Source organism: Marinagarivorans sp. (assembly GCF_982758155.1).
This window is the reverse complement of sequence record NZ_CEXWTU010000320.1, coordinates 1-4,398: the sequence shown is the minus strand read 5'-3', so window position 1 is coordinate 4,398 and position 4,398 is coordinate 1. Positions and strand designations below refer to the sequence as shown.

Annotated in this window: 1 protein-coding gene; it reads left to right on the top strand. The window is 57.7% G+C overall.

Annotation, left to right across the window (positions count from 1 at the left end):
* A partial coding sequence (locus tag AC3A8L_RS20200) for a beta strand repeat-containing protein (RefSeq protein ID WP_487964073.1) occupies window positions 1–4,398 on the top strand: 4,398 nt, incomplete at both ends.

The window sequence follows — 4,398 nt, the reverse complement described above, 5'->3', positions numbered from 1 at the left end:
GCGATGTGGCCGCCACAACCTTGGTCTTTACCACCCAGCCTGCTGGCTCTGTTTCCGGCAGTAATTTAAGCACCCAACCGGTAGTCACCGCGCGCGATGCCAACGGCTTAACCGATACCGGCTTTACCGAAACCATTACCCTCACCGAAGCCAGCGCCGGTACATTGGCCGGTGGTTCCGTTGCAGCGGTTGCCGGCGTGGCCACTTTTACCGCCGTGAATTACACTGCTAGCGTCGACCAACAAGACTTTACCTTAACCGCTGACGACCAAGTCGGCGTCGGTTCCGATATCGGCACCGTTGATGCGAGCACCGTTACTAGTGATGTGGTCGCGACCGTGCTGGCGTTTGGCACGCAGCCAGCAGGCTCTGTTTCAGGTATCACCTTAACCACACAACCTGTCGTGAACGCTGTTGATGGCGATGGCACGGTGGATACCGGTTTCACCGAAACCATCACCCTCACCGAAAACGGCGCGGGCTCGTTAACGGGCGCTTCTGTTGCGGCCGTGGCTGGTGTGGCGACTTTTACCGCCGTTAATTACACCGCCACCAGCGATCAAGAAGGCTTTACGATTAGCGCGAATGACCAAGACGGTGTGGGTGCTAACTTTACGCCCGTGAATGCCAACGCCCTGACCAGCGATGTAGTGGCTACCGGACTGGCCTTTAGCACTCAACCGGCCGGCTCCGTTTCGGGCTTTGTATTAACAACCCAGCCGGTTGTGAGTGCTGTCGATGCCGATGGTTTAACCGATACCGCCTTTACCGAAACCATTACTCTGAGTGAGAACGGCTTGGGTACAATGACGGGGAATTCCGTCGCGGCCGTGGCCGGCGTGGCCACCTTTACGGCCGTGAATTACACCGCCACCGCCGACCAGCAAAGCTTTACCTTAAGCGCGAATGATCAAGACGGTGTCGGCGCCAACTTTGGCAGCTTGAATGCCAACGCCGTCACCAGTGATGTGGTAGCAACCCAGCTAATTTTTGCCACTCAACCCGCGCCAACAACTGTGGTCAGCGCGCAAGCCACCAGCTTTACCACCGTGCCCGTTTTACAGGCCGTCAATGCCGATAACGTTGTGGATACTGGATATAGCACCGGCATTGCCTTAGCCGAAATCAACGGCGCAGGCAGTGCAGCCATGACAACCACAGGCGATACCGACGGCAGCGGCGCAACCGTTACGCTCACGCCCACATCAGGCGTAGCCACCTACACCGGCCTGCAAATTACCTACACCGCCAGCGGCAGCAGCGACGAGACCTTTAATTTACAAGCCAGCTCTGGCGGCTTAACCGCCGTAACCAGCGCGCAATTAACGGGCACAACAACCCCCGTCGTTACCGATGGCAACCTCAGCATTAGTGGTGCCAGCGGCACAAGCGGCGCTTATAAAATTGGCGATACCGTAACCGCCACCTGGGACAACACCGGCAGTGGTGATAACAACACCGGTATCACCACCGTAACCGTCGACTTCAGTGCTTTTGGCGGCGGCGCCAGCGTTAGCGCCAGTGAGTCATCCGGTACTTGGACGGCCACCTACACCATTACAGCAGGCGCTATTGATGGCACCAACGTGAACATCAGTGCCACCGCCACCAACGCCAGCGGCCCAACTACAGTGGCAGATTCCACCAATGCCACTATCGATAATGCGGCTCCCACAGTCACCGATGCCAATGTGAGTATTAGCGGCGCAAGCGGTACTGGCGGCGCCTTCAAAACCGGCGATACCGTCACAGCCACCTGGAACAATACCGCTGGCGGCGATAACAATACCGATACCATCAGCGCTGCCACCGTAGACTTCAGTGCCTTTGGCGGCGGCGCGGCCGTCGTCGCAAGCGCGTCATCCGATACATGGACAGCGACCTACACCATTACCGCTGGCGCGATTGATAGCAGCAACCTCAATATCAGCATTACAGCAACCGACAACGCCGGTAATAACACCACCGCCGCCGATGGCACCAATGCCACCGTCGATAATGTTTCCCCGACCCTGACCAGCGGCAACCTCGCCATTAGTGGGGCCAGTGGTACTGGCGGCAGCTACAAAATCGACGACGTGATTACCGCAACCTGGAACAACACCGCCGGTGGCGATAACAACGGCGATACAATCGCCAGCGCCACCGTAGACTTCACCGCCTTTGGTGGCGGTGCCGCTGTTGCTGCAAGCGAAAGCGCAAGCACTTGGACGGCCACTTATACATTGGTAGCCGGTAGCGTCGACAGCACCAACCTTAATATTTCAGCCACCGCAACAGACAACGCCGGCAATACAACAACCGTGGCCGATACCACCAATGCCACAGCCGACAGCACAGCGCCCACCGTCACCGATGGCAACCTCAGCATTAGCGGTGCCACCGGCTTAGCCGGCACCTATAAACTCGGCGATACCGTAACGGCAACGTGGGATAACACCGGCAGTGGCGATAACAACAGCGACACCATGACCGGCGTGACCGTGGACTTCAGCCCCTTCGGTGGTGGCGCCACCGTAACCGCGAGCAACAGTAGCGATACCTGGACCGCCACCTACACCCTCGATGGCAGTAGTACTCAAGGCAGCAATTTGAATATCAGCGCTACCGCCACTGATAATGCCGGCAACGCCACCACCACTGCCGACAGCAGCAATGCCAGTACCGATAACGCGCTGCCAGCAGGCCACAGCATTAGCTTTAGCGATACCAGCCTGAATGCTGCAGAAGCCACCAGCGCGACCTTTACCTTTGCCAGTGCCGAAGTGGGTGCAAGCTATAGCTACTCCATTACCTCGGATGGCGGCGGCACCGCCGTGACCGGTAGCGGCACTGTAGCGACGGCCAGCGATGCCATTAGCAGCATTAACCTCAGCGGCTTAAACGACGGCACCTTAACCGTTAGCGCAGTACTGACCGATACCGCCGGCAATGCCGCCAGCGCCGTAACCAACACCGCGAGCTTGGATCAAACCGCACCGGCCGGCCATAGCGTCAGCTTTAACGATGCCACCATTAACGCAAGCGAAGCCGCGAGCCAAGCCTTTACCTTTGCCAGCGCCGAAGTGGGCACCGGTTACAGCTATACCATTAGCTCCGATGGCGGTGGTACTAACGTGACCGGTAGCGGGACTATCGCCACCGCTAGTGATGTAATTAGCAGCCTTGACCTCAGTGGTTTAAACGACGGTACCTTAACGCTGAGCGTGGTCTTAACCGATGCCGCCGGCAATGCCGCTAGCGCCACCACAAATACCGCAAGTCTCGATAAAACCGCACCCGCTGGCCATAGCGTCAGCTTTAACGATTCGACGATTAACAATAGCGAAACCACGAGCCAAGCCTTTACCTTTGCCAGCGCCGAAGTGGGCGCTGCTTACAGCTACACCATTAGCTCTAACGGCGGCGGCACTAACGTGACCGGTAGCGGGACTATTGCCACAGCGGGTGATGTGATTAGCAGTCTCGACCTCAGTGGTTTAAGCGACGGCACCTTAACGCTCAGCGTGGTCTTAACCGATACCGCCGGCAATGCCGCTAGCGCGGTTACGCACACCGCCACCCTCGATACCACCGCACCCAGCGTGGCCGAAGTTACGGCTGTTACAACACCAGCCAACGACAGCACGCCGAACGTCACCTTCAGCACCACCGAAGCCGGCACACTCGCCATTGGCGGCAGTTGTGGCAGCGCTAGCGAAGGCGCCATTAGTGCCGGGAATAGCACTATTACCCTTAGTCAGCCCGATAACAGCACAGCGCTCAGCGATGCCACGTATAGCGACTGTACCGCCACCGTGACTGATGCCGCCGGCAATGCCAGCAATACCCTTAGCCTTACCGGCTTTAGCATCGATACCACGATCCCCGCCGGCCAAAGCGTCAGCTTTAACGATACGACGATTAACAACAGCGAAGCTGCGAGCCAAGCCTTTACCTTTGCTAACGCCGAAGTAGGCGCTGCTTACAGCTATACCATTAGCTCCGATGGCGGCGGCACTAACGTGACCGGTAGCGGTACTCTTGCCACCGCAACCGATGTAATTAGCAGCCTTGATCTGAGCGGCTTAAGTGACGGAACACTGACCTTAAGCGTGGTGCTCACCGATGCCGCCAGCAATGCCGCCACAGCGGTAACGCACACGGCAACCCTGGATAAAACCAACCCTAGCGGCCAAAGCGTAAGCTTCAACGATGCGCTTATCGATGCTACCGATGCCACTAGCACAAGCTTTACCTTTGCTAGCGCCGAAGTGGGCAGCAGTTACAGCTACACCATTAACTCAGATGGAGGCGGCACCGCCGTCACCGGTAGCGGCACCATTGCCACCGCAAGTGATGTGATTAGCAATATTGATGTGAGTGGTTTGAACGACGGCACCTTAACCTTGAGTGCGG